Source organism: Euzebyella marina (genome assembly GCF_003687485.1).
Lineage (GTDB): Bacteria > Bacteroidota > Bacteroidia > Flavobacteriales > Flavobacteriaceae > Euzebyella > Euzebyella marina.
In genome coordinates this window covers 1,424,093-1,444,565 of sequence record NZ_CP032050.1, presented here as the reverse complement: position 1 = coordinate 1,444,565, position 20,473 = coordinate 1,424,093, and the positions used below count along the sequence as shown (strand labels likewise).

General features: G+C 40.7%; 17 protein-coding genes. 13 read left to right on the top strand and 4 right to left on the bottom strand.

Going from position 1 to position 20,473, the window contains the following annotated elements; all coding sequences use genetic code 11:
- The first annotated feature begins 7 nt into the window (after positions 1-7).
- The 4 genes from D1013_RS05940 to D1013_RS05925 all read left to right on the top strand — a co-directional run bounded on the left by D1013_RS05940 (position 8) and on the right by D1013_RS05925 (position 4,049).
- Positions 8-1,132: a DUF3667 domain-containing protein gene (locus D1013_RS05940; protein WP_121847994.1), complete on the top strand. Its 1,125-nt coding sequence runs from the start codon at positions 8-10 to the stop codon at positions 1,130-1,132.
- 13 nt (positions 1,133-1,145) lie between these two features.
- Positions 1,146-1,532, top strand: coding sequence for a Co2+/Mg2+ efflux facilitator ApaG/CorD (gene apaG / locus D1013_RS05935; RefSeq protein WP_121847993.1), 387 nt, complete (start codon positions 1,146-1,148; stop codon positions 1,530-1,532).
- A gap of 199 nt (positions 1,533-1,731) precedes the next feature.
- Positions 1,732-3,360: an L-glutamate gamma-semialdehyde dehydrogenase gene (pruA, locus tag D1013_RS05930; RefSeq protein ID WP_121847992.1), complete on the top strand. Its 1,629-nt coding sequence runs from the start codon at positions 1,732-1,734 to the stop codon at positions 3,358-3,360.
- A gap of 176 nt (positions 3,361-3,536) precedes the next feature.
- Positions 3,537-4,049 (top strand): DinB family protein, encoded by a 513-nt coding sequence (locus tag D1013_RS05925; RefSeq protein ID WP_121847991.1) that lies wholly within the window; start codon positions 3,537-3,539, stop codon positions 4,047-4,049.
- 326 nt (positions 4,050-4,375) lie between these two features.
- Here D1013_RS05925 and rsmG read toward each other — a convergent pair whose 3' ends face one another.
- Positions 4,376-5,011 (bottom strand): 16S rRNA (guanine(527)-N(7))-methyltransferase RsmG, encoded by a 636-nt coding sequence (gene rsmG, locus D1013_RS05920; RefSeq protein ID WP_121847990.1) that lies wholly within the window; start codon positions 5,009-5,011, stop codon positions 4,376-4,378.
- 106 nt (positions 5,012-5,117) lie between these two features.
- On the opposite strand from rsmG, the gene D1013_RS05915 reads away from it, so the two are divergent.
- Positions 5,118-6,221 carry a fatty acid desaturase family protein gene (locus D1013_RS05915; RefSeq protein WP_121847989.1) on the top strand — a complete coding sequence of 368 codons (1,104 nt, stop codon included), beginning with the start codon at positions 5,118-5,120 and terminating at the stop codon, positions 6,219-6,221.
- A 70-nt stretch (positions 6,222-6,291) separates the two neighbouring features.
- Entirely contained in the window at positions 6,292-7,500 is a 1,209-nt protein-coding gene (locus D1013_RS05910) for a pyridoxal phosphate-dependent aminotransferase (RefSeq protein ID WP_121847988.1), read from the top strand.
- Between the two features lie 84 nt (positions 7,501-7,584).
- Here the strand turns inward: D1013_RS05910 and D1013_RS05905 are convergent, their stop codons facing one another.
- Positions 7,585-9,075 carry a TrkH family potassium uptake protein gene (locus D1013_RS05905; RefSeq protein ID WP_121847987.1) on the bottom strand — a complete coding sequence of 497 codons (1,491 nt, stop codon included), beginning with the start codon at positions 9,073-9,075 and terminating at the stop codon, positions 7,585-7,587.
- The gene (gene trkA, locus D1013_RS05900) at positions 9,075-10,424 is read right to left on the bottom strand and encodes a Trk system potassium transporter TrkA (RefSeq protein WP_121847986.1); all 1,350 of its coding nucleotides are present in this window, start codon (positions 10,422-10,424) and stop codon (positions 9,075-9,077) included. The genes D1013_RS05905 and trkA overlap by 1 nt, the downstream gene beginning before the upstream one ends.
- A 209-nt stretch (positions 10,425-10,633) precedes the next feature.
- Between trkA and ubiE the strand changes: the two genes are divergently transcribed.
- Both ubiE and porT read left to right on the top strand, forming a co-directional pair.
- A complete protein-coding gene (ubiE, locus tag D1013_RS05895) occupies positions 10,634-11,362 on the top strand; it encodes a bifunctional demethylmenaquinone methyltransferase/2-methoxy-6-polyprenyl-1,4-benzoquinol methylase UbiE (RefSeq protein WP_121847985.1) in 729 nt (242 codons plus the stop codon).
- An 85-nt stretch (positions 11,363-11,447) separates the two neighbouring features.
- The gene (gene porT, locus D1013_RS05890) at positions 11,448-12,167 is read left to right on the top strand and encodes a type IX secretion/gliding motility protein PorT/SprT (RefSeq protein WP_121847984.1); all 720 of its coding nucleotides are present in this window, start codon (positions 11,448-11,450) and stop codon (positions 12,165-12,167) included.
- Positions 12,168-12,172: 5 nt separating this feature from the next.
- Here the strand turns inward: porT and D1013_RS05885 are convergent, their stop codons facing one another.
- Positions 12,173-12,895: a TrmH family RNA methyltransferase gene (locus tag D1013_RS05885; protein ID WP_121847983.1), complete on the bottom strand. Its 723-nt coding sequence runs from the start codon at positions 12,893-12,895 to the stop codon at positions 12,173-12,175.
- A 23-nt stretch (positions 12,896-12,918) separates the two neighbouring features.
- On the opposite strand from D1013_RS05885, the gene tamL reads away from it, so the two are divergent.
- The 5 genes from tamL (at position 12,919) to D1013_RS05860 (ending at position 20,396) form a co-directional block, all read left to right on the top strand.
- The gene (tamL, locus tag D1013_RS05880) at positions 12,919-15,531 is read left to right on the top strand and encodes a translocation and assembly module lipoprotein TamL (RefSeq protein WP_121847982.1); all 2,613 of its coding nucleotides are present in this window, start codon (positions 12,919-12,921) and stop codon (positions 15,529-15,531) included.
- Positions 15,532-15,674: 143 nt separating this feature from the next.
- A complete protein-coding gene (gene fbaA, locus D1013_RS05875) occupies positions 15,675-16,742 on the top strand; it encodes a class II fructose-bisphosphate aldolase (RefSeq protein WP_121847981.1) in 1,068 nt (355 codons plus the stop codon).
- Positions 16,743-16,778: 36 nt separating this feature from the next.
- Complete coding sequence (gene accD, locus D1013_RS05870) at positions 16,779-17,648, top strand: acetyl-CoA carboxylase, carboxyltransferase subunit beta (RefSeq protein WP_121850625.1); 870 nt, start codon at positions 16,779-16,781, stop codon at positions 17,646-17,648.
- Between the two features lie 65 nt (positions 17,649-17,713).
- Positions 17,714-17,983 carry a 30S ribosomal protein S15 gene (rpsO, locus tag D1013_RS05865; RefSeq protein ID WP_121847980.1) on the top strand — a complete coding sequence of 90 codons (270 nt, stop codon included), beginning with the start codon at positions 17,714-17,716 and terminating at the stop codon, positions 17,981-17,983.
- Positions 17,984-18,170: 187 nt separating this feature from the next.
- The gene (locus D1013_RS05860) at positions 18,171-20,396 is read left to right on the top strand and encodes a polyribonucleotide nucleotidyltransferase (RefSeq protein WP_121847979.1); all 2,226 of its coding nucleotides are present in this window, start codon (positions 18,171-18,173) and stop codon (positions 20,394-20,396) included.
- Positions 20,397-20,473 lie beyond the last annotated feature (77 nt).

Below are 20,473 nucleotides of genomic sequence, written 5' to 3'. Positions count from 1 at the left end.
GGCAAAGATGAACAACACACCGGCCAAAGCTGACCAAGGAAGGTACGGACTCGGATATAGAGGAACCGAATGCCTTAATTGCGGCCATCCGCTTGATTTAAGCGACAAATTTTGTTCAAATTGTTCGCAGGCCAACTCCACCAAAAAGCTATCCATCAAAGATTTTTTAGATGAGTTCTTTGCCAGCTTCATTTCCTATGATTCCAAGCTTTTAAAAACCCTATCCTCTTTAGTCTTAAAGCCCGGAAAAATTACTAGAGATTATATCAACGGTAAGCGCGTTTCTTACACCAACCCTTTTCGCTTTCTTTTAAGTCTGGCCATTGTTTATTTCTTGATTTTAGGCATAACGGGAGATTTTGAACAAATCGATTTTTTTCCAACACAGGAAAAAGCCTCCACCTTTGACTTAAGGGCAACTATTGATACACTAGATTATTCCAATCAAAAGGAAAAAGAACAAATGATGGCCGTAGCCGACTCTCTGAACTTCGCGAATTTTGTTCTCAGGTATGGCAAACACAGAGATTCGGCGTTGAACGCCAATCCCCGCTCCTATTACGAAACATTGAAAGATGAATCGGGCCTAAGCCGGTTTTTCAAAAAGCAAGATTTTTTTCAAACACTATTTCAAAATGGATCTATAAGAACCTTTGATGATGCTATCAGTAAATATGGCATTGAGAACACATCTGAGAATAAATTTGCTTTTACCTCAGGTAAAAGTTTTGCACGGATCAAAGAGCGACCTGGCGACTTTATTAAGACCATGGTTTCTCGATTGCCATTCGCCGTTTTTTTCTTTTTGCCCGTGTTCGCCCTATTCATTTGGCTCGCATATATCAGAAAAAGATATAATTACACCGATCATTTGATCTTTAGCTTTCACATCACGTCATTGTTATTTATCTTGCTCATTATTAGCTATTTGGTAGACACCATTTTTAAAGTGAGCAGCAACTGGTTGTTTTTGACCATTTTTTCGGTTTACCTCTTTCAGGCACTTCGAAAATTCTATGGCCAAAACGTATTCAAAACTATTGTTAAATATCTCTTTTTAAACACGATTTTTTTTATATTGGCTTTGGTTTCTACCATATTGATGATAGCTGGCAATATTATCACATATTAGACATAGAATATAAATGATTACACAGGTTACCAAAGGCATTAAAATTTCTGTCAACACTAGTTTCGAAGGCACCTTCTTCAAAAACTACAAGATGCATTTTGCTTTTGCCTACACGATTACCATAGAAAATCAAAGTAAAGATTCCGTTCAGTTAACATCAAGACATTGGAGAATTCACGATGCGCTTAACGAATTGGAAATTCTAGATGGTGAAGGTGTTATTGGCAAGAAACCTGTTATCAAACCAGGAGAATCGCACACCTACACTTCGGGTTGTCTATTGGCTTCGCCCATAGGCGCTATGCACGGGCATTACAACATGGTAAACTTTAGTTCTACGGAAAAATTTAGGGTTTATGTGCCCACTTTCAAATTTCATGCGCCTTTTGCATTGAATTAAACAAATCAAAGCATTACGCTCTATTCAATTCACTATTCGCCATTGTTTCTAATGATATTTTCAAGGGGTCGACCTATATTTTGAAAATAGTTTAAAACAAGGTGCTAGTGCATATATAATTATCTATTGGTCAACCTTTTTTATTTCAAATTACTACTCCTACCTTTGTATTTCAGTAAACTAAAAAACACTCAAAAATATGGGCAAAGGATTTTTCCAGGTACCAACGGCGGTTAACGAACCAATTAAAAGTTATGCTCCAGGCACCCCGGAACGTGAAGAAGTTTTAGAGGCGTATCGCAACTTTTACGAAGGCACTGTAGACGTACCTTTATATATAGGTAGCGAGCAAATAAAAACCGGTAATACAAAGCCTATGTCTCCACCGCATGATCATAAACATGTGGTCGGGCATTATCATTTGGCTGAAAAAAAGCATGTAGAAGAGGCAATCGAAAACTGTTTGGCTTCAAGAAATGCATGGGCCAATCTCACTTGGGAACAAAGGGCCGCTATATTTTTGAAAGCTGCCGACCTAATTGCAGGGCCCTATAGAGCTAAAATAAACGCGGCCACGATGATGGCCCAATCAAAAAACATTCATCAAGCAGAAATAGATTCGGCCTGTGAACTTATCGATTTTCTTAGGTTCAACGTTGAGTACATGTCTCAAATTTATGAAGAGCAACCAGAATCTGCCGCAGGAACTTGGAACCGTGTGGAGTATCGACCGCTGGAAGGTTTCGTTTACGCCATCACCCCTTTTAACTTTACGGCGATTGCAGGTAACTTACCTGCTAGTGCCGCGATGATGGGCAACGTGGTAGTGTGGAAACCTAGTGATAGTCAAATTTTCTCCGCGAAAGTTATAGTTGACGTTTTTAAAGAAGCGGGTCTACCTGATGGGGTCATTAATGTGGTTTATGGCGACCCAGTTATGATAACGGAAACCGTACTTTCTAGCCCTGATTTTTCAGGCCTACATTTTACTGGTTCTACCTATGTTTTCAAGGAATTATGGAAACAGATCGGCAACAATATTCACAATTATAAAACATATCCGAGAATCGTTGGCGAAACCGGGGGTAAAGATTTCATTTTGGCACACCCGACCGCAAAACCTCAACAAGTAGCTATCGCTATAGTTCGAGGTGCTTTTGAATTCCAAGGACAAAAGTGTAGCGCAGCTTCGAGGGTTTATTTACCTAAGTCGACCTCACAAGATATTTTGGACAGGGTGAAAAAAGAAGTAGCTTCTTTCAATAAACCCGGAAGCCCTGAAGACATGTCAAACTTCATTACAGCGGTAATTCACGAAGGTTCTTTTGACAAGCTGGCCAAATATATCGACCAAGCCAAAAACGATGAAAATGCCGAAGTTATCATTGGTGGAGGTTACGATAAATCAGAAGGTTATTTCGTAGAACCAACGGTTATTCTGACTACAGATCCTAATTACACTACGATGGAGACTGAACTTTTCGGTCCGGTGGTTACGATATATGTTTATGAAGACGACCAATGGTCAGAAACTTTAAAGTTAGTCGACCAAACTTCTGAATACGCTCTCACCGGTGCCGTGTTGTCAGGGGACCGATATGCCATCGATGAAGCGACCAAGGCACTTCAAAATTGTGCAGGTAACTTTTATATCAACGATAAACCCACAGGTGCCGTTGTCGGCCAACAACCTTTCGGAGGAGCACGGGCTTCAGGTACCAACGACAAAGCCGGTTCGGCTCAAAACCTTTTAAGGTGGGTGTCTCCAAGATTAATTAAAGAAACTTTTGTAACACCAGAAGACTACCGTTATCCCTTTCTTGGATAACTTGAAGTCAAGACTTTAAAGAAGGATGCCAATGGCATCCTTTTTTATTGAGGGTTTTTAACTGTTGCTTAAGATTTAAAGAGAAACAAAGATAGTTTGGTGGGTTTTTAATACCTTGTAGTAGATTACCAAGTATGTATGAACCAGAACATTAACAGCAACTAAATTACTACGAAATGAAAAAAATCACATTCGCTCTACTTCTCTTGATCGGGCTGTCTGGCATAGCCCAAGAAAAATTGACCCAGAATACCATACAAGGCGTTCTGCAAGGCAATCAGGCACAAGTAGTAAGCCTGGCCGAGGCTTTCTCTGAAGAACAATACGATTGGCGCCCTATGGAAGGCGTCAGTTCAGTTGGCGAAGCCCTTCTGCACATTGCAGGTGCCAATTATTTTTTAGCTACCAAATTAGGCTTCGCACCACCGGAAGATGTAGATATGATGAACCTGAACAAAATAACCGGCAAACAAAACATCATTGATGCCTTGAAAAAATCGAATGAGTTCGTTCTGGATAAGGTGACCATGGTAGAAAGCGATAGTTTTAATGATGAAGTAGACTTCGGATTTACAAAGATGAACAAGCTTTCAGGACTTTTAATCATTATGGAGCACAATGGGGAGCATAAAGGTCAGTTAATCGCATACGCCCGCTCAAACGATGTGGTTCCACCGTGGAGCAAATAATGAAAGCAAAAATGCAGTTAAAAAATCCCTTTGGCAGATACTAAAGGGATTTTTTATTTGTTGATATATAGCGTAATTCCTTATTTCTTAGGAAGTTTTATCCTCAATCAGAACAACTTCAATGTAAATTTAACGTTAATTAATTGTAAACTAAACGTAATATACCGAAATTTGGTTCATAATTGAGATTGAGTTATGGGAAGGAAAACATTGATACACAGAACAAAAATGCTGGTAACCTGCCTCCAAATACACATTTGGGGCCATTTAAAGATTTATGCCAGAAAATACAGAAAGACCTACTATCAGATGTTAAGTTTGTAGTATTACCCTTTAAACTTCAAGGGCAGATACACAACTTTTTTGGTCTCGAAAAAGTCCTCTTCAAAAAAATTGGGCAGGTCAAAGATTTGCACCGTTTTATAGTCTTTAAGCTCTTCGGTAAGATCCCCGCCCTTTAGATATAAAATTCCGTTTCGGCGTTCATGGTTTGATTCTTTTTTAATCTTTCCTTTGACCCAGTGAGTAAAAGTGGGCATTACCGCTACCGCCCTACTTACAATGAAATCGAAATCTGCCTTGACTTCTTCTACCCTTGAGTTGATTGCGGTTACATTTTTTAAATCAAGACCTTGCACAACCTCTTCGACTACCTTGATTTTCTTTCCTATGGAATCGACCAAGGTAAAGTTCACCTCAGGAAACATGATAGCCAAAGGTATCCCAGGAAATCCGCCTCCCGTACCTACATCCAAAACAGCGCTTCCAGAATTGAATTTTTGAACTTTGGCAATACCTAATGAATGCAGTACATGCCGAAGGTATAATTCATCAATATCCTTTCTCGAGACTACGTTAATCTTCTGGTTCCAGTCTTTGTATAATTCTTCTAGCTGCTGGTAATGAACTTTCTGTTGCTCGGATAAATTGGGAAAATATTTAAAAACTATTTCGGCTGTCATGCGTATATTTGTATGATTGCAAAGTTAGTATATCTACCGGTCAGAAAATAACCGCAATACATTTATTAAGGATAGATTTTCCGTTATCCCCAAAAAACCGAATTAAATGAACCGTACCACAGTTAGATTTCCCCGAAAGGACCCCTCACAATTCTTTAAGACGCTCAACAAGCGGGTAAATGAGTATTTTAAAGAAAATCAAATTAAAAAAACAGGTAATTGGCGATTGCATTTGAAGACATTTATCATGTTCGCCATATTTCTTACCCCCTATTTCTCTATTCTAACTCTTGGCCTACCTAATTGGGCCAATCTGTTGCTTACCATAGTAATGGGCGTTGGCATGGCCGGCGTAGGTATGAACGTTATGCACGATGGCAACCATGGGGCCTATTCGAATAAAAAATGGGTCAATAAACTTATGGGCAGCAGTATTTATATACTAGCGGGCAACGTCTATAATTGGCAAGTACAGCACAATGTGCTTCACCACACTTATACCAATATTCATGAGCACGATGAAGATATGGATGCCGGTAGAATTTTAAGGTTCTCAAAGCATGCCAAATGGCATCGCCACCATAAATTCCAACATTATTATTCCGTTTTTCTGTATGGTCTATTAACCTTCAATTGGGCCATTACCACCGATTTTTTACAGATGTACCGTTATATGAAAAGAAAGCTTTCATACGGCAAGTTGCCTAGCCCTGTTCAAAATTGGAGCACATTGGTCATTACAAAAACACTTTATATCACCATTTGGATCGTACTGCCTTTGGTCTTTGTAGATATTGCTTGGTGGAAAATTTTATTGGGCTTCTTTATTATGCACTATGTGGCCGGAGTCATCTTAAGTGTCGTGTTTCAATTGGCCCACATTGTTGATGAGGCCGAAACCCCATTACCCGACGATAGCGGAAACATGAAAAATACCTGGGCCATTCACCAATTGTTCACTACTGTAAACTTCAGCACTAAAAATCGCATAGTCAATTGGTTCACTGGCGGGCTTAACCATCAGGTAGAGCATCATATCTTCCCTAACATCAGCCATATACATTACACAAAAATTTCAAAAATTGTGAAAGAAACTGCCAGGGAGTTTAATTTGCCATACAACGAATATAAAACTACCAGAAAAGCTATAATTTCGCACTTTAAACACTTAAAGGAGCTCGGCAAAAGGCCTGCACTTCAATTACAATAAGCCGCAATCGAAATCGCTGTTTGAAGCACAGGAAAATTGCCACAAACTTAAAAACATCTAAAAAGCAAAGATGACAACAACACTAGCTACTTCTAACGGATTATCGGAACGAATAAACAGCTTAACACCTTCTGCCACCTTAGAAATGGCAGCAAAAGCACGTGAACTTAGGGCTGCCGGCAAAGACATCATAGGTCTGAGCCTAGGTGAACCTGACTTCAACACACCTGATTACATTAAAGATGCAGCCATTCAGGCCATCAACGATGATTATAATGCTTACACCCCTGTTGATGGGTATGGCGAATTGAAGGATGCCATTATCACCAAATTCAAAAGGGATAACAATATTGCTTACGATCCTTCTCAAATTGTTGTATCAACAGGCGCCAAGCAGGCTCTTTATAATGTTGCCCAAGTTGTTTTGAACGAAGGGGAAGAAGTGATTCTACCATGCCCCTACTGGGTTAGCTACAGTGACATTGTAAAATTGGCCGATGGCGTGCCGGTAGAAGTTGCGACCTCTATAGAAAACGACTTCAAAATGACCCCAGAGCAATTGGAAGCGGCCATTACGCCAAAAACCAGAATGCTTTGGTACAGCTCGCCATGTAACCCAAGTGGTTCCATCTATAGCGAAGAAGAACTAAGAGCATTGGCAGATGTCTTGCAAAAACATCCTCAAATAATCGTAGTAAGTGATGAAATCTACGAGCATATCAATTACGGGGTGACCAAACATGCCTCGATGGCAGCTTTTGAAGACATGTACGACAGAACCGTTACCGTTAACGGGGTGGCGAAGGCCTTCGCGATGACCGGTTGGAGAATTGGATATATCGGTGCACCAAAATTCATAGCAAGAGCTTGTAATAAATTACAGGGTCAGGTGACCAGTGGCGCCAACTGTATAGCACAACGTGCCGTTATTACCGCTTTGGTTGAATCACCTAGTCGGGTTCAATATATGGTAGACAAGTTTCAAGAGCGCAGACAACTTATTCTAGGGCTTTTAAACGATATAGAAGGATTTAGATGTAATGAACCTGAAGGAGCTTTCTATGTTTATCCGGATATCAGTTCTTACTTTGGAAAAACAGTCAATGGCGTAACTATCAATAACGCCTCCGACTTCGCCATGTTCATTCTTGAGCATGCCAATGTTGCAACGGTTACCGGGGATGCCTTTGGTAATGGAGATTGCATTAGAATATCATACGCCGCATCAGAAGATGAAATAAAAGAAGCAATAGCGAGAATTAAAAAGGCGCTCAGCTAAAAAAAATAATTTCTTTACTCACGAAAAAGCCCCAACGTATCCCAGGGGCTTTTTTATTAGCTTGAATTAAGAAATACAATTCAATTAAGTTCTCTTCCAGAAATAGGGCGAGAGCAGTATCAATACGGTAAAGAGTTCCAACCTACCTGCCAACATCAAAAACCCGCACCACCATTTACCTATATCTGGCAGACCATTAAAATTACTTACTGGGTTCAAAGTACCAAATGCCGGACCTACATTACCCAAAGAAGAGGCAGCACCACCTATGGCTGTCACAAAATCGATACCCATGGCACCTAGGCCTAACGCTCCTATTATAAACAGCAACATGTAAAGCACAAAAAAGGCAATAATGTTATAGACAATCTGCTCTTTAACGGTTCTTCCATTATATCTCACAGGAATTACGGCACTGGTATGCAAAGTCCTTTTAAACTCTAAAAGACCATTCTTGATAATTAGAATATGCCGCATAACCTTTATACCCCCAGCGGTGGAACCGGCCGAACCACCAAGAAACATCAACCCAAAAAAGAAAACGGTTAAAAAGGGAGTCCAGCTCGTAAAATCGGCCGTAACAAATCCTGTAGTGGTCACAACGGCGATCACTTGAAAAAGAGAGTGCCTAAATGCACTTTCGGCACTACCCAACACCTTCGGGTGGTAATCACTAATTGCTACATCTGCTTTAAAATAAACCACGAGGGCAGCGATAATGGTAAAGGATAGGATAAAGCCTGTATAAAATTTTAATTCTTCGTCTTTTATGATACGCTGCACCTTTCCCTTAAAGGCGAAATAGCTTAATACAAAGTTGGTACCGGCCAAAAACATGAACAAAATAACGATGTATTGAATCAATGGTTGGTCGTTCCAATAAGCAAGACTTAAGTTTTTGGTAGAAAACCCTCCGGTCGAAAGCGTAGCCAAGGAGTGGTTTATGGCGTCGAAAAAAGACATGCCAGCCAGTTTTAAAAGTACGGTTTCGGCGATAGTGTACCCGACATATATAAGCCACAAACGCTTTGCCGTATCGGTAATTCTCGGGTGCAATTTGTCCGCGCTAGGCCCAGGTGCCTCGGCCGCAAACAACTGCATGCCCCCAATACCTAATAGCGGTAAAATAGCTATGGCCAAAACTATAATACCCATACCTCCAATCCAGTGGGTTAGGCTCCTCCAAAAAAGAAGCCCCTCAGGCAATGCTTCAATATCATCTAGAATAGATGCCCCTGTGGTCGTGTACCCCGAAATAGTTTCAAAAAATGCATTGGTAACCGACGGAATGGCATCGGCAAAAAGATAGGGCAGCATACCGGAAGCAGACATCACAATCCACCCAAAGGTAACTATGATATAGCCCTCTTTGCGCTTAACCTCCTTCTTATGCCCTCTTGTATAGAACATGGCAAAAGTACCAACGAACATCGTCGTAATGGCCGCCAAAGCGATACCAAGGGTAGCTCCATCCTTATAAATTCCGCTTACAAGCGCCGCCAAAAGCATAAAGGCGCCATTGCATAGCAGCAAGAGCCCCATTATATGGAATATTATTTTAGAGTTAAGACGCATTAGAGAAACAATCGTTCTATTTTCGGAATGGCTTCAGGTAAGCAGCAGACCACTACCCTATCACCGGCCCTAATTTCAAAGCCCCCCAAGGCAATGATTCCCTCATCGTCGCGAATGACCCCACCGATAGTTGCCGACCTTGGAAAATCAAGCTCACGAATAATACTGCCAGTAACCCTTGAACTAGGTTTTACTACGAATTCCAGTATTTCGGCATTTAAATTGTTCAGCCTCATCAGGGCCACCACTTCACCCTTTCTGATATGACGGAAAATATTGTTGGCGGCAAGTAGCTTTTTATTGATTAAAGTATCGATACCAATAGAATGGGAAAGTTGAAAATAGTCCATATTTTCAACCAAGGCTATCGTCTTCTTTATTCTCTTAGATTTGGCTACCAAGCAGGACATGATATTAGTTTCAGAGTTTCCTGTCACTGCGATAAAAGCATCCATCGACTCAAGACTCTCTTCCTCAAGCAATTCAACATTACGGCCGTCACCATTAATCACCAGTGCATTCGGAAGCTCATCGGCCAAATCAAAAGCCTTTTCTTTGTCTTTTTCAATCAACTTGACATTAAAACGGTTCATGCAAAGGTCACGGGCCGATTTGAAGCCCACTTTGCTACCGCCCAAAATCATTACATTCTTGATTTCCTCCTTTTTCTTACCGGTCAACTTGTAAAGTTCTTCAACCCCCTCTTTGGTGGTAATAAAATACACTTGATCCCCATCTTTAAAAATGGTATCACCCCGAGGAACCACGGTATATTGCGTTCCCGTACGCTGTAAAGCTATGGGCATAAAATGTAACTCAGGGAATATTTTAGCAGCTTCTTTAACCATCTTGCCCACAAAAGGTGCCGTAGGTGGCAGCGATACACCGACCATTATCAGCTTACCATTTTCAAACTCATAGGTATCGTTGAATGCCGATTTGTTCAATAGCAACTTGATTTCGGTAGCGGCTAACTCCTCCGGCGAAATGAGCTCATCTATACCTAACTCGCTAAACCTAATACTCTCTTTATCATCTATAAACTCTGTATTGGAGATTCTGGCAATAGTACGCTCGCAACCCAATTGTTTGGCCAACATACACAAGGTAAGGTTAGTTGTTTCAGAAGCCGTCACTCCGATCATCAAGTTAGAATCTTGAACGTTGGCATCTTTTAGAACAGAGATAGAGGTCGCGTCTCCACGAAGCACCCGAATATCTAAATGCGTATCTGCATACGCAAGACTTTCTTTATTCGAATCGATTAGCGTAATGTCTTGAGACTCGTAAGATAGCAGTTTGGCCAGATGAAACCCTACTTCACCGGCACCTGCAATAATAATTTTCATCTACTAGCAACTTTGTGTGGTCTGCAATGTTAGGACCTTAGATTCAAAAAGTTAAATAATATCTGCCCCGATTTGCGTGGCAAAATTACACATTTAATCGGTAGCCCCTTTTAAATTGGTATTTATTTGCCCCTTCATACCAAATTCATTTACCTTCTAGGTAAACGTTTAGTTAGGCCTATATTGTATCTTTGCCCAAAATTTGCCCAATGGCCAAAAAGGTAACCCCCTATAAAGACTCTGAACTGGGAAAAAAAGCACAGGTCACCCAAATGTTCGATACCATATCAGATAAGTATGATGGCCTCAATCGGGTCATATCTTTCGGTATAGACGTTCAATGGAGAAAAAGAGTTGTTTCTATCGTAAAAAAAACAACCCCCAATTCTATTTTAGATATAGCGACCGGAACTGGTGACCTGGCTATTAATCTAATTGAGACCGGGGCCGACAAAATCGTAGGATTGGACATTTCTCCGGGAATGCTTGAAGTGGGCAAAAAAAAGGTTCAGGCCAAAAATCTGGAGAATACCATTGAAATGATCGTTGGCGATAGTGAAAACCTACCTTTTGAAGATAATAGCTTTGATGCCATAACAGTTGCCTTTGGTGTTCGTAATTTTGAAAACCTAGAAAAAGGCCTGGCAGAAATTTATCGGGTACTTGCCAAGGGTGGAACATTTGTGGTTCTGGAGACCTCAGTACCTACAAAGTCGCCTTTCAAACAAGGGTACCACCTTTACACCAAAAATATATTACCGGTCATCGGAAAAATGTTCTCTAAAGACCGTTCTGCTTACAGGTATTTAAGTGAATCGGCCTCTGTTTTTCCACATGGTGAAGCGTTCAACAATATTTTGCGCAAAATCGGGTTTATAGAGGTAGAGAACAAACCCCAAACGCTTGGGGTGGCATCTATATATATAGGAAAAAAATAAAAACCCGGTTTCTTTTGAAACCAACTGAAAACCCGCTCCCCCTTACTACATAAGGTCTCGGCATTAATGGGATAATTTTTTTTGAATGAAAAGATTTTTTCTGCTTTTGGGAAGTATGCTGTTTATTAACCTATCGGCAAACGCACAGTTTAATGCGGACCCCATCATCAACCTCGAAAACAAGGATAAAAAATTTCTTAATTACGGATATTTTTTAGGCTTTAACCGATATGGATTCAAATTTGACTACAAAAACAATCGAGGAAACGGCAACACCGACGTTTTGGTTCTTGAATCTACAGGCTTTAATGTGGGGTTGATCGGAGAAATGAACCTTCATGAATTTTTAGATATACGACTTGAGCCCGGTCTTTATTACAATGCTCGAACATTAGGCTTTCCCGGGTTTCAAGCAACCGAAGAAGGTGAAAGAAATGCTATTCGCGAAGTAAAATCCACCTACATCAACTTTCCGGTATTGGCAAAAATTAGCACCCGCCGCTTCGGAAACTGGAAACCGTTTCTAGTGGCCGGCCCTTCGGCCTCATTGAACTTAGGTAGCAACGAATCTAGCCCTGATGACAATAGCAGCGGTACTTTCAGAATGAAAAAATGGACTTACAATTACGAACTCGGTTTCGGAATCGATTTCTATCTGGAATACTTTAAGTTTACCCCATCTATACGTGGTGTTTTTGGCCTGACCGATGAATTGATCAGAGACAATGACCCTAATAGCCCATGGACCAGCAATATTGAAAAAATGAGCACCAGGGGTATTTTCGTTAACTTCACTTTCGAGTAAATCGATTACCTCCTACGAATTTCGCTCAATAGAATCGCGCTGGCCGTGGCTACGTTCAGACTTTCTGTAGATTGTTTTCCAAATTGGGGAATGGCTATTTTATCCGAAATCAGACTTTCAATTTCAGGTGAGATTCCATTTGCTTCGTTTCCCATTACCAATACAGCTTTTTCGGGTAAGTCGCTCTTGTAGACCGAATGGCCTTCCATAAAAGCGCCATAGACAGGCAAATCCGAATTTGCCAAAAACTGGCTTAAATCGGTATAACCCACATTGACCCTAGCCAATGACCCCATACTTGCCTGTACTGTTTTAGGATTATAGCAATCGACCGTATTGGCTGAACAGACCAAATCAGTAACACCAAACCAATCGCACAATCGTATGATGGTGCCCAAATTTCCAGGGTCACGAATTTCATCTAAGGCAACAATCCAATTATCAGAATTTATAGATTGCACCTCAGGAATCTTAAAGACGGCCAAACAACCGCTAGGCGTTGTCAAAGCACTTATTTTCTTCAGTTCATCTTGAGAAATTATTTCTGGCCGAATATCTTTCGAACCAATCAAACCTTCTTCTGTTTCATACAAAGAATTTAGCTCAAATCTAGAGGTCAGAAGCTCATTGATAGTTTTTCTTCCTTCCACAAAAAACAACCCCAGTTGATTGCGGTACTTTTTTTGATGTAGACTTCTTATAAGCTTTATTTGGCTTTTAACAATCATAAAAAGATGTAATTTTGGTGGCTATGTGTAAATCGTCGCACCTTACCAATATCTGTGCTAAATTAAGCCTATTATTTCTTGCGATTGCGATCAATGCGTGCAACACCTTAAAAAGGGTGGGCGAAAACGAACTCCTACTTCGGGAAAACACCATATACGCAGATGGCGAAGAAATCAACGACGAAGCCATACAAAGCCTAATAGTTCAAGAACCCAACACTCGAATATTAGGATACCCCCTTAGACTGAATCTTTACAACCTGGCAAAACAAAACCCAGATTCGTCGTACAACGCTTGGCTGCATCGCAAAGAACATAGAGAAGAACGTTTGGTGCGCCTGCTCTCAAAAAAGCAAGTAAACCGATTGGGAGAATCTTTTCTAGTTAGCGGTCTAAGCGAATGGCTAAAAAAAATTGGCGAGGCACCTGTTGTAGTTGATACCACCAAGGCCAGGAGAACTTTAGAAAGGTTAAGCGCCTACTACGGCAGCAAAGGTTATTTCAACAACAATACGACCTATATTGTCGATACTTTGACCAAGAAGAAAAGGGCCAGTCTTGATTATAGAATTGATTTGGGCAAACCGTTCTACATAGATTCAATTTCGCATCAAATTGCTTCCAAAGCCATAGATTCAATATATCAAGAAAGTGAAGAACTATCTTTTGTAAAAAGAGGAGACCAGTTCGATCTTTCACAATTTGCAAGAGAAAGGGAGCGGCTCAGTACCATCTTTAGAAATTCAGGGGTCTATAATTTTCAAGAAAGCTCGATTTCATATGATATTGCTACAGATACCACTAAGGTAGCCGATGACCAGCAAATGAACATAGAGCTTAATATCGACAATTTCAAAAAAAGAGGGGATTCGGCCGTTACCTCAGCAGAGTACAAAGTATATCGTTTCAACAAAATCAATATTTATACCGACTATTTATATGACGAAGGTGACGGCGAACTACAATCGATAAACTACGAAGATTATACCATTTTTTTCAGGGACAAGCTACGCTTTAAACCAAAGACCCTAGCCAATGCCGTGTTCTTTGAAAAGGATAGTATTTACCGTGATATCGACAGAACGCGTACTTATCGGCAAATAACCAATTTAGGAGTGTTTAAATACCCTACCATAACCTCTGAACCCACTGGCGAAGGAAACACCCTCGACGCTAACATCTATTTGGCGGCCCGGCCTAAATATTCATTGGGAACTTCTTTCGAGGTGACCCGATCTAACATTCAACAAGTCGGTTTGGCCCTTAGCCCATCATTGCAGGCCAGAAATTTATTTGGAGGCGCAGAAAACCTGAGTTTAGCTGGTAGATTGAGCATTGGTTCATCAAACGACCCTAGTATTATTGACAACCGTTTTTTTAATATACAAGAGTATGGTGCCGATATAAATTTGGATATTCCACGAATCTGGTTTCCATTTTTCAACACCAATTCAATCATTCCCAGCTACACCCTACCCAGAACCCGTATTTCTTTAGGAACCAGCTTCCAAAAGAATATCGGTTTGGATAAACAGGCATTCAATACCGTATTGGGTTACAACTGGATTCCCTCCGATTTTATCAAACACAACGTAGAATTGTTAAATGTACAGTTCGTTCGTAATGTCAACATTGACCGTTTTTTCAATGTATACCAAAACTCTTATGAACAATTAGATGACCTTGCCGATAATTTTGATAGTTATCTAGATGAAGTTCAATATCCCGAATTGGAGGAGTATTTCGAATTGCCCAACGGGTCCAACAACCCTAGGCTTATTATTCCCGAGGGTACGGCCGGTTTTACACAGGCTATTCTAGAAAGAGAGGTAAGTTCAACCGCGGCCATTTATCAAGCAGTTAGTAGAATTGAAGAAAGAAGAGACCGCTTAACTGAAAACAACCTCATCTTCGCCAGTAATTATACCCTCAACCTTAATAATAGAGAAGGAATTACCGATAATACCTTTTATCAGTTTCGTTTTAAGCTAGAAAGTGCCGGCAACCTATTGTCGACTATATCCGCCGTCATTCCTTTTGAAGAGAATGAGAATGAAGATCGTTTGGTTTTTGGGGTGCCCTATAGTCAATATGTAAAAACGGAGTTCGACTATATCAAATACTGGAACGTATCACGAGCCAATGTTCTGGCCTTGCGTACTTTCTTCGGTATTGCCATCCCCTATGGCAACTCCGACAATATACCTTTTGTTAGAAGTTATTTTGCTGGAGGTGCTAACGATATTAGGGCATGGTCTCCGTATTCTCTTGGGCCAGGACGTACGGATGCTATCAACGACTTCAATGAGGCTAACTTGAAAATAGGATTGAATCTGGAATACAGGTTTCCCGTCATTGGTAATTTTAAAGGTGCCCTTTTTGCCGATCTTGGTAATATATGGAACGTATTCGATAACGTTGAAGACCCTGCAGCCACCTTTACCGGATTACGTTCTCTCGAAGATATTGCCCTAGGCACAGGCTTCGGTCTTCGGTACGATTTCACATACTTTGTACTAAGGGCAGACCTAGGTTTCAAAACCTATAACCCCGCCAGAGAGGTTTCCGATAGATGGCTCACCGATTTCAACCTGCCCAATTCAGTACTTCAAATAGGTATTAACTATCCATTTTAAACAATTATTGGCTTATGGGTTGGCTAAGTAACAGATATCTAAAATACTGTTATACAAACAGCTTATAATCTTGAGCTGGGCTTCAGCTTTAGAGATAATATTTTATTACTTTTGTCCCATTCAAATTACAAACCTAGAGAATTATGGCCCACAATATAAAACCCGGAGTTGCCACCGGAGATGAAGTACAGGATATTTTCAATTACGCAAAAGAGAAAGGCTTTGCATTGCCTGCCGTTAACGTAATCGGATCCAATACAATTAACGGTGTTCTTGAAACGGCAGCGAGCCTGAATGCACCGGTAATCATTCAATTTTCAAATGGCGGAGCTCAGTTCAACGCTGGAAAAGGCTTATCGAACGAAGACCAAAAAGCAGCTGTTTTGGGTGCTGTTGCAGGCGCAAAACACGTTCACCAATTGGCAGAAGCATATGGGGCTACGGTTATTCTACACACCGACCACTGCGCTAAAAAACTTTTACCTTGGATCGATGGTATGTTAGAAGCGAGTGAAAAGCACTTTGCCGAAACTGGAAAATCGTTGTTTAGCTCTCATATGATCGACCTTTCAGAAGAGCCTCTTGAAGAGAATATCGAAATCTGCAAGGGCTATTTAGAGCGTATGAGCAAAATGAATATGACCTTAGAGATTGAATTGGGTATCACAGGTGGTGAAGAAGATGGGGTTGACAATTCAGATGTAGATGACTCTAAATTATACACGCAACCTGAAGAGGTAGCTTACGCTTACGAAGAACTTTCAAAAGTAAGCCACAGATTTACGATTGCTGCCGCCTTTGGTAACGTTCACGGGGTTTACAAGCCCGGTAATGTTAAGCTAACCCCAAAAATTCTTAAGAATTCGCAAGAATACATTTCTGAAAAATACGGGGTTGAGCACAATCATATCGATTTTGTTTTTCATGGTGGATCCGGTTCTTCAGTAGAAGAAATTAGAGAAGGTATCAGCTATGGGGTTATTAAAATGAACATTGATACCGATTTACAATATGCTTTTCTTTCCGGTGTTCGTGACTACGTACAAGGCAAGAAAGACTACTTACAATCTCAAATCGGAAACCCAGAAGGTCCTGATGAACCTAACAAAAAAGCATATGACCCACGCGTGTGGCTAAGAGAAGGTGAAAAGGCGTTCATAGAGCGTTTGAAAAAGGCTTTTGCCGATTTGAACAATGTGAACACGCTTTAAAAATCTAAAATATCCGCTAACGATAATATGGAAAATATGACGGCTTGGTTCAGAAGAAAGGAGAAGGGAATACAAACGGCTACCGAAGAGAAAAAAGATACTCCGAAGGGCCTGTGGTACAAATCACCCACAGGTAAGATTGTAGAGTCTGAGGAGCTTGCCAAAAACTTTTATGTTAGCCCAGAGGATGATTACCATGTCAGAATAGGAAGTAAAGAGTATTTTGAAATTATCTTCGACGGTAACAAGTTCAAAGAACTTGATGTAAAACTCACGTCAAAAGACCCATTGAAGTTCGAGGATACCAAGAAATATTCTGATCGACTTAAAGATGCCCAGAAAAAAACCAACCTGAAAGATGCGGTCAGAACCGCGGTTGGCAAATCGATGGGTAAAGATTTGGTCGTTGCCTGTATGGATTTCGGATTTATCGGAGGTTCTATGGGTAGTGTGGTCGGTGAAAAAATTGCAAGGGCGATAGACTACTCCATCAAGAAAAAGCTTCCTTTTTTAATGATTTCCAAATCAGGCGGGGCTAGAATGATGGAAGCCGCTCTTTCACTGATGCAATTGGCCAAAACATCTGCTAAGTTGGCCCAGTTGGCCGAAGCCAAAATACCGTATATTTCATTATGTACCGACCCTACTACAGGGGGTACTACAGCTTCATATGCCATGTTGGGAGACATCAATATATCGGAACCTGGTGCTTTGATCGGCTTTGCCGGCCCAAGGGTCGTTAAAGACCTTACGGGTCAAGATTTGCCAGAAGGCTTTCAGACCGCTGAGTTCTTGCAAGAACATGGCTTTTTAGATTTTATCTCGCACAGAAGAGATTTGAAGAAAAAAGTAAATCTGTATTTAGATTTAATTCAGAACAATCCTGTTAGGAGTTCAGAAAATTAGTAGTATATTTGCGCCCTGATTGAAAATCAATCGGATACATAAAAATCATTTAAAGCAATATTGGCATGTATTTAAGCAAAGAAGTAAAAGCCGACATTTTTAAAAAATACGGCGGTAGTGAAGGGAACACAGGTTCCACCGAAGGTCAAATCGCGTTGTTTACGCACCGCATCAACCATTTGACTGAACATTTAAAAAGAAACAAGAAAGACTACAACACCGAGCGTTCTTTGGTTCGTTTGGTAGGTAAGAGAAGAAGTCTTCTTGACTATATGATTAAGAAAGATATTGTAAAGTATCGTGAATTAATCAAAGAATTGAATATTAGAAAATAATTCGATTGGGGGTCTTATATTTAGACCCCCTTTTTTTATTATAAAGTCCTCTTTTTTAAAGGGGCAAATTCAAAAAGCTTCACACGGTTTTTCATTGGTCAACACAACACAACAACTCCGACCATCGAAAATGTCGGAAAGACCATTGTTTAACAGTTCGCCTCTATGGTGGATTTAAATCAAATTTATGATTCCAAAAGTATTTAAAGAGGTCATTGACCTTGGTGACGGTAGGGAAATCTCTATCGAGACCGGTAAATTGGCTAAACAGGCCCACGGTTCTGTTGTAGTTAGTTCCGGCAAATGTATGTTGCTATGTACCGTAGTTTCCAATTACAAGGCTTCGGATGTAGATTTTCTTCCTTTAACGGTAGATTATAGAGAAAAATTCGCGGCTGCCGGCCGTTATCCTGGTGGCTTCTTTAAAAGAGAGGCCAGGCCAAGCGATGGTGAAGTATTGACCATGCGTTTAGTTGACAGGGTTTTGCGCCCATTGTTCCCGAAAGATTATCATTCTGAAACTCAGGTGATGATTCAATTGATGTCTCACGATGAGAATGTTATGCCAGATGCAATGGCTGGTTTGGCGGCTTCTGCGGCCATTCAACTATCTGATTTTCCTTTTGAATGCCCTATTTCTGAAGTAAGGGTAGGTAGAGTCGACGGAGAGTTGATCATCAACCCTACTTTGGCCCAATTAGAGAATTCAGACATTGATATGGTGATCGGTGCTTCTGCAGATTCTGTAATGATGGTAGAAGGTGAAATGAAAGAGATTTCAGAAGAAGAAATGACCGAAGCCATCAAATTTGCGCACGAGGCTATCAAAGTTCAGTGCGAGGCCCAAGTAAAATTAGCCGAAGCCTTCGGAAAGAAAGAAACAAGAGAATACGAACCTGAAAGAGAAGATGAAGATCTTGCCAAGAAAATTCATGACCTTACCTACAATAAGGTGTATGAAATTGCAAAGGCAGGTTCTGCCAAACACGAAAGAAGCGCTGCTTTTGAAGCTATAAAAGACGAGGTTATCGAATCTTTTAGCGAAGAGGAGCAAGAAGAGTATAACGGCCTTATCTCAAAATATTTTTACAAAGCTGAAAAAGCTGCTGTTAGAGACCTTACACTTAATGAAGGTTTGCGTCTTGACGGTCGTAAAACCGATGAGATTCGTCCGATTTGGTGCGAGGTAGATTATTTACCCTCTACCCATGGCTCTGCTATCTTTACCAGAGGTGAGACACAGGCATTAGCTACGGTAACTCTAGGTACATCTAGAGATGCCAACCAAATAGACATGCCTTCTTATGAAGGAGAAGAGCGTTTTTATCTTCACTATAACTTCCCTCCTTTTTCTACAGGAGAAGCAAGACCTATCAGAGGTACGTCAAGAAGGGAAGTCGGTCACGGAAACTTGGCTCAAAGAGCATTGAAAGGTATGGTTCCTGAAGATTGCCCTTACACTGTTAGGGTCGTTTCCGAAATATTAGAATCGAATGGTTCTTCATCAATGGCTACGGTTTGTTCAGGCACTATGGCGTTGATGGATGCCGGGGTTCAACTTAAAAAGCCCGTTTCAGGTATTGCCATGGGCTTAATTTCAGATGCCGAAACAGGAAAGTACGCCGTACTATCTGATATTCTTGGTGATGAAGACCACTTAGGTGATATGGACTTTAAGGTAACCGGTACTGCCGATGGTATCACCGCTTGCCAAATGGACATTAAGGTCAAGGGATTGTCATATGAAATTTTGGTAAAAGCCCTTAAACAAGCGAGAGATGGTCGTTTGCATATCTTAGGTAAACTTACTGAAACCATTTCAACGCCAAATGAAGATGTGAAACCTCATGCACCAAAAATGGTAACGAGAATTATTCCGAATGAATTTATCGGAGCATTGATCGGACCTGGCGGAAAAGTAATTCAAGAACTTCAGAAAGAGACCAATACAACTATCGTGATCAATGAAGATCCGGTAACCGAAGAAGGTATCGTAGAGATTCTAGGCACAGATCAAGATGGCATCAATGCCGTATTGGCCAAAATAGATTCGTTGATGTTCGAGCCTGAAGTAGGCAGTGTTTATGAAGTAAAGGTCATTAAAATGCTAGACTTTGGTGCCGTAGTAGAATACCAAGAGGCTCCGGGTAACGAAGTACTTCTTCACGTATCGGAACTAGCTTGGGAACGTACTGAAAACGTAAGCGACGTGGTCAACATGGGTGATGTTTTCGATGTTAAATACATGGGTATCGATTCTAGAACCAAAAAAGACAGAGTTTCGAGAAAGGTACTTTTACCAAAACCGGAAGGTTATAAAGAGAGACCACCACGTAACAATAACGACCGTAATCGCGGTAGGGATAATAAACGCGGTAGGGATAACAGAGACAGAAAACCTAAAAACGACTAAGTCTCTTAAAATCAACATTTCAAAAGCTCCTATTGAATCAAATAGGGGCTTTTTTTGTACGGTTGCGTAAAAAATTG

Coding starts and splice junctions, on each gene's coding strand:
- D1013_RS05940 (WP_121847994.1), top strand. CDS start 8: ATGAACAACACACCGGCCAAAGCTGACCAAGGAAGGTACGGACTCGGA.
- apaG (WP_121847993.1), top strand. CDS start 1,146: ATGATTACACAGGTTACCAAAGGCATTAAAATTTCTGTCAACACTAGT.
- pruA (WP_121847992.1), top strand. CDS start 1,732: ATGGGCAAAGGATTTTTCCAGGTACCAACGGCGGTTAACGAACCAATT.
- D1013_RS05925 (WP_121847991.1), top strand. CDS start 3,537: ATGAAAAAAATCACATTCGCTCTACTTCTCTTGATCGGGCTGTCTGGC.
- rsmG (WP_121847990.1), bottom strand. CDS start 5,011: ATGACAGCCGAAATAGTTTTTAAATATTTTCCCAATTTATCCGAGCAA.
- D1013_RS05915 (WP_121847989.1), top strand. CDS start 5,118: ATGAACCGTACCACAGTTAGATTTCCCCGAAAGGACCCCTCACAATTC.
- D1013_RS05910 (WP_121847988.1), top strand. CDS start 6,292: ATGACAACAACACTAGCTACTTCTAACGGATTATCGGAACGAATAAAC.
- D1013_RS05905 (WP_121847987.1), bottom strand. CDS start 9,075: ATGCGTCTTAACTCTAAAATAATATTCCATATAATGGGGCTCTTGCTG.
- trkA (WP_121847986.1), bottom strand. CDS start 10,424: ATGAAAATTATTATTGCAGGTGCCGGTGAAGTAGGGTTTCATCTGGCC.
- ubiE (WP_121847985.1), top strand. CDS start 10,634: ATGGCCAAAAAGGTAACCCCCTATAAAGACTCTGAACTGGGAAAAAAA.
- porT (WP_121847984.1), top strand. CDS start 11,448: ATGAAAAGATTTTTTCTGCTTTTGGGAAGTATGCTGTTTATTAACCTA.
- D1013_RS05885 (WP_121847983.1), bottom strand. CDS start 12,895: ATGATTGTTAAAAGCCAAATAAAGCTTATAAGAAGTCTACATCAAAAA.
- tamL (WP_121847982.1), top strand. CDS start 12,919: ATGTGTAAATCGTCGCACCTTACCAATATCTGTGCTAAATTAAGCCTA.
- fbaA (WP_121847981.1), top strand. CDS start 15,675: ATGGCCCACAATATAAAACCCGGAGTTGCCACCGGAGATGAAGTACAG.
- accD (WP_121850625.1), top strand. CDS start 16,779: ATGACGGCTTGGTTCAGAAGAAAGGAGAAGGGAATACAAACGGCTACC.
- rpsO (WP_121847980.1), top strand. CDS start 17,714: ATGTATTTAAGCAAAGAAGTAAAAGCCGACATTTTTAAAAAATACGGC.
- D1013_RS05860 (WP_121847979.1), top strand. CDS start 18,171: ATGATTCCAAAAGTATTTAAAGAGGTCATTGACCTTGGTGACGGTAGG.